Annotated in this window: 6 protein-coding genes; 1 reads left to right on the forward strand and 5 read right to left on the reverse strand. The window is 70.8% G+C overall.

Going from position 1 to position 5,163, the window contains the following annotated elements:
• From purQ to AB0M20_RS26260, 3 genes are all read right to left on the reverse strand, one after another.
• On the reverse strand, positions 1 to 542 hold a 542-nt coding region (gene purQ / locus AB0M20_RS26250), incomplete at its 3' end, for a phosphoribosylformylglycinamidine synthase subunit PurQ (protein WP_364302543.1).
• Between the two features lie 2 nt (positions 543 to 544).
• Positions 545 to 796, reverse strand: a complete 252-nt coding sequence (purS, locus tag AB0M20_RS26255) for a phosphoribosylformylglycinamidine synthase subunit PurS (protein WP_364302545.1) — start codon at positions 794 to 796, stop codon at positions 545 to 547.
• Positions 797 to 953: 157 nt separating this feature from the next.
• Positions 954 to 1,565, reverse strand: coding sequence for a TMEM165/GDT1 family protein (locus tag AB0M20_RS26260; protein ID WP_364302547.1), 612 nt, complete (start codon positions 1,563 to 1,565; stop codon positions 954 to 956).
• Positions 1,566 to 1,689: 124 nt separating this feature from the next.
• Between AB0M20_RS26260 and AB0M20_RS26265 the strand changes: the two genes are divergently transcribed.
• A complete protein-coding gene (locus AB0M20_RS26265; RefSeq protein WP_364302549.1) occupies positions 1,690 to 2,373 on the forward strand; it encodes a trypsin-like serine protease in 684 nt (227 codons plus the stop codon).
• A 65-nt stretch (positions 2,374 to 2,438) separates the two neighbouring features.
• Here the strand turns inward: AB0M20_RS26265 and purB are convergent, their stop codons facing one another.
• Together purB and AB0M20_RS26275 are read right to left on the reverse strand one after the other, a co-directional pair.
• The gene (gene purB, locus AB0M20_RS26270) at positions 2,439 to 3,860 is read right to left on the reverse strand and encodes an adenylosuccinate lyase (protein WP_364302551.1); all 1,422 of its coding nucleotides are present in this window, start codon (positions 3,858 to 3,860) and stop codon (positions 2,439 to 2,441) included.
• Positions 3,857 to 5,163, reverse strand: a 1,307-nt coding sequence (locus AB0M20_RS26275) for an MFS transporter (RefSeq protein ID WP_364302553.1), incomplete at its 5' end; no start/stop codon positions are given. The genes AB0M20_RS26275 and purB, both read right to left, overlap by 4 nt.

Consider the following 5,163-nt stretch of genomic DNA (forward strand, 5'->3'; position numbering starts at 1 on the left):
ATCGCGGCGATGTCGCGCTGCGATCCTTTCGGGTTGCCGTGCGTGTAACGGGCGACCACCCGGCCCTCCGCCTCGAGCTGGTCGAGGGTGCGCTCGTCGGCCACGAAGCAGCCCTCGCCGTTCTTCACCGGGATGAGGATCTCCTGACCGTCGGTGAAGCTGTTCGTCCACGCCGTCGACGTCGACTCGACGCGCAGGAACTGGTCGCGGTTGCGGAAGTGCAGGTGCTGGTTGCGGGTCAGCGCGCCGGGCAGCAGGTGCGCCTCGCAGAGGATCTGGAAGCCGTTGCAGATGCCGAGCACGGGCAGGCCGCCCGCCGCCGCGTCGGCGATGGTCTCCATCACCGGGGCGAACCGGGCGATGGCGCCGCAGCGCAGGGCGTCGCCGTAGGAGAAGCCGCCGGGCAGGACCACGGCGTCGACATCGTGCAGCTCGGGGTCGCCGTGCCAGAGGCGGACCACGTCGGCGCCGGCGATGCGTGCGGCGCGGGCCGCGTCCCCGTCATCCAGCGACCCCGGGAAGGTGACCACACCGATACGCATGGTTAGGCAACCTCGGCGGGCTCGTCGGTGGTGATGGAGAAGTCCTCGATCACGGGGTTCGCCAGCAGCTTGTCGGCGATCTCACGGGCGGTGTCGAGATCCGGCTCACCGTCGAACTCGATCTCGATGCGACGACCGATGCGGACCGAGGAGACGGTGGAGACGCCGAGCCTGGGCAGCGCGTTCGCGACCGCCTGGCCCTGCGGATCCAAGATCTCCGGCTTGAGCATGACGTCGACGACGACGCGAGCCACGGGCACTCCTGACTGTAGGTGCGCAGTTGGGTGCCCCTGAGAAGGGGCGAGCAGCCCGAAGCCTACCCTGTCGCCCGTCCGGACGACCCATCGGCAGGTGTCGCGCAGCCGACCTTGAGCGCTCTGAGCAGCGCATGTTCATGGTGATCTCCGCCACCTAAGCGGTTACAGCTTCAATCACCGTGATGATCGCGAGGATCAGGCAGACGGTCGCACCGACGTAGCGGACCAGGGACAGCTTGACCCGTTTCAGCAGCCAGCGTCCCAATAGGATGGCCAGGCCGCTGACGAGGGCGAGGCCGGCCCAGGAGCCGAAGAAGACGGGTACGGCGGGCCGCCCGCTGGCCACCAGTCCGGCGGTCAGCAGCTGAGAGAGATCGCCCCATTCCGCCGTGAACAGGATGAGGAAGCTGGTCAGCGCCGCACGCCACCCGGGGCGCTCGTCGGTGATCTTGCCCGCGTACTCGTCCTGGGCCTGCTCCTCGGAGATCTCCTCGCCCTTGCGCGCGCCACGCACCAGCACCACCGCACCGATCGCGAAGAGCGCCGCCGCCACGAACGCGACCGGCTGCCGAGGCAGCTGCGACACCAGCGTGCCGGCCAGCACGGCGATCAGGCACTGCACGCCGAAGGCGGCCAGCACGCCCAGGTAGACCGGCAGCGGGCGGTACCGGGTGCTCAGCACCAGGGTGGCGACGAACGTCTTGTCCGGCAGCTCCACCGGCACGATCGCGACGAAGGCCACCAGCGCGGCGGTCAACAGCTCCACGGACATCTCCCGATTTCCGGGTCATGGGTCATCACACGGTGATAGGTGTCAATTGGGCTTAGGCGCGATGCATCGATGCGCATACCGTCGGTTACCCCGACCATCCCCATGGAAGGAGCCTGGCGTGCGTCTCCGCATCGTCGTCGCCTCGCTTTCCCTCGCCCTCACCGGCGCCCTCGTTCTATCCGCCGCCGCCACCGCGGCGCCGGCCGGACCGGACCGCATCATCGGCGGCAGCCTCGTCTCCTCTGCCCCCTGGGCCGCCGCGGTCTTCGCCAACGGCAGCTTCACCTGCTCCGGCACGATCATCTCAGCCAACTACGTGCTGACCGCGCGGCATTGCGTGAACGGCACCATGTCGGTACGCGTCGGCAGCGTCTACCGCAGCTCCGGCGGCGTCACCCGCAGCGTCACCTCGTCGTCCACCCGCAGTGACCTGGCCCTGCTGCGCCTGAGCAGCCCGGTGTCCACCACGTACGTCACGCTCAGCAGCGCATACCCGCCGGTCAACTCGACCAACTCCATCTATGGCTGGGGCATGACCTGCAACACCGGTTGCGGCGCCTCGACCCAGCTGAAGACGGCCAGCGTCCGGGTGACCACGACGAACGCGCGGGACGCCTACGGCGGCCGGGCCATCGGCAGCACCGCGATCAACGGCAACGCGTGGCGCGGCGACTCCGGCGGTCCGCAGTTCTACAACGGTTCGCAGGTCGGCGTCGCCTCCACCGCCGACGGCGTGAGCCGGCAGTACTACGGCAGCGTCGCCTACAACCGCACCTGGATCACGCAGGTCGCGGGCGTGTAGCACAGCCTCCGCCGGGGCGCGGCGTGACCCACGATCCGCCGCGCCCTGGCGGGCTCATCCGAGAATCAGAGGATCGGCGCCGGCCGGTAGCCGGCGGCCTCGGCGTAGCGCGCGAGGATCGGCGCGACCCGCTCCGCGAGGGCGGCGACCTGAGCCGGCGCGGCCCCCACGAACGCCGCACGATCGGCGACCAGCGCATCGATCTCGGCCCGCGACAGTCCCAGCCGCTCGTCGCCCGCGAGCCGGTCGAAGAGGTCGTTGTCGGCCGCGCCCTTCTCCCGCATGGCCAGCGCCACGGCGACCGCGTGCTCCTTGATCACCTCGTGCGCCACCTCGCGCCCGACGCCCTTGCGCACGGCGCCGACCAGAACCTTGGTGGTCGCCAGGAACGGCAGGAAGCGGTCCAGCTCGCGAGCGATCACCGCCGGGTACGCCCCGAACTCGTCCAGCACGGTGAGGAAGGTCTGGAACAGGCCGTCGGTGGCGAAGAACGCGTCCGGCAGCGCGACCCGGCGCACCACCGAGCAGGACACATCGCCCTCGTTCCACTGGTCGCCGGCCAGCTCGCCGACCATCGACAGATAGCCGCGGACGATCACCGCGAGCCCGTTGACCCGCTCGGACGACCGCGTGTTCATCTTGTGCGGCATCGCCGAGGAGCCGACTTGGCCGGGCTTGAAGCCCTCGGTGACCAGCTCCTGGCCGACCATCAGCCGGATCGTGGTGGCCAGCGACGACGGCCCGGCGACGATCTGGGCGAGCGCGGACACCACGTCGAAGTCGAGCGATCGGGGGTAGACCTGGCCCACGCTGGTCAGCGTCCGTTCGAAGCCGAGGTGCTCGGCGACGCGCTGCTCGAGGGCGGTCAGCTTCTCGGCGGAGCCGTCCAGCAGGTCGAGCTGATCGGCGGCGGTGCCGACCGGGCCCTTGATGCCGCGCAGGGGGTAGCGCCGGATCAGGTCGTCGAGGCGCTCGTACGCGATCAGCAGCTCCTCCGCCGCCGACGCGAACCGCTTGCCCAGCGTGGTCGCCTGCGCCGCGACGTTGTGCGACCGCCCGGTGATCACCAGGTCGGAGTGCTCGGCGGCGAGCGCACAGAGGCGGGCGAGCGTAGCCACCACGCGGTCGCGGATCAGCTCGAGCGACGCCCGGATCTGGAGCTGCTCGACATTCTCCGTCAGGTCGCGAGAGGTCATTCCCTTGTGGACCTGCTCGAAGCCGGCCAGGGCGCTGAACTCCTCGATCCGCGCCTTCACGTCGTGCCGGGTGATCCGCTCACGGGCCGCGATGCCGGCCAGGTCAACGTCGTCGAGGACCTTCTCGTACGCCTCGACCGCGCCCGCCGGCACCGCCACTCCCAGGTCACGCTGCGCGCGCAGCACGGCCAGCCAGAGGCGGCGTTCCATCCGCACCTTCTCCTCCGGCGACCAGAGCGCGACCAGGTCGGCGGAGGCGTATCGGGCGGCGAGCACGTTCGGGATCGTCACGCCAGCGATTCTTCCACCCGGGGGTCGGGCAGCTTGTGCTCGAGGTGGCGGACGTCACGGGCGGCCACCATGCCGACCACGGCGAGCACCATCAGCGCGGCCAGCCCGATCAGCGTCGGCTCCAGGCCGAACCGCTCGGCGAGCGGACCGACCGCGACCTGCCCGATCGGGATGGCCACGAACGAGCCGACCATGTCGTAGGAGTAGACGCGAGCCAGGACGTCGCCCGGCACGTGCTCCTGCATGGTCGTCTCCCAGGCGATGCCGAACTGCTCGACCGTGATGCCGGCGAGGAAACCGGCGGCCACCATGAGAGCGAACTGCGGGCGGACGCCGAGCACGAAGACCGGCAGGGCCAGGAACGCGGTGCAGACCACGCCGAGGAAGAGGAACCGCTGCACCCGCAGGCGCATCGCGATCAGCGCGCCGACGATCATGCCGGCGGTCTCCGCGGCGAGCACGAAGCCCCACGCCCGCCGCCCGATGGTCTCGTCGGCGACGATCGGGCCGAGCACGAACATGCCGCCGACGAAGGCCGCGTTGATCACGCAGAAGCCGGCCACGACCACCCACAGCCAGGTGCGGGAGCGAAACCCCGACCAACCGGTGCGCAGGTCGTGCACGATGCCGGTCCTGGCCTTCGCCGCGGCGGCCTCGGTGGGCCGGCGGCCGGCGAGCGCCGGTCTGATCAGGCCGAAACAGACGGCGGAGACGAGGAAGGCGCCGGCGTCCACCGCGATGCCCCAGCCGGGTCCGACGGCGGCCACGAGGATGCCGCCGACCGGCGCGCCGAGGATGGCGGCGCCGTTGAGGAACAGCCGGCCGAGCGCGTTCGCCTGCTGTCGCATGTCGGCCGGGACGAGCTGCGGGACGATCGCCGACGAGGCGGGCATTGCGAGCGCAGCGACCATGCCGTTGAACCCGGCCAGCAGGATCAGCACCGGGATGGTGGCGGAACCGGTCAGCACCAGCGCCGCGACCACGGCCTGGCTGGCGAACGCGGCGAGGGACGAGCCGACCATCAGCAGGTGCTTGGGCATCCGGTCGGCCAGCGCGCCGCCGAAGAGCAGGAACGCGACGTTGACGACGGTCCGCGCGGCGACCACCAGGCCGAGGTCGGTGGCCGAGTCGCTCAGGTCGAGGACGGCGAAGGCCAGCGCGATCGGCGCGACCGCGTTGCCGAAGGAATTGGCGGCGCGGCCGGCCAACCAGGCCCGGTAGGCCGGCAGCCGCAGCGGGCCAAGAGTTCGCCCCATCATGCGTCCGGGTCGAGCTGGAACATCGCGAGCGAGGTCGATGTGCG

It is taken from the genome of Actinoplanes sp. NPDC051633, from assembly GCF_040681735.1.
Taxonomy (GTDB): domain Bacteria; phylum Actinomycetota; class Actinomycetes; order Mycobacteriales; family Micromonosporaceae; genus Actinoplanes.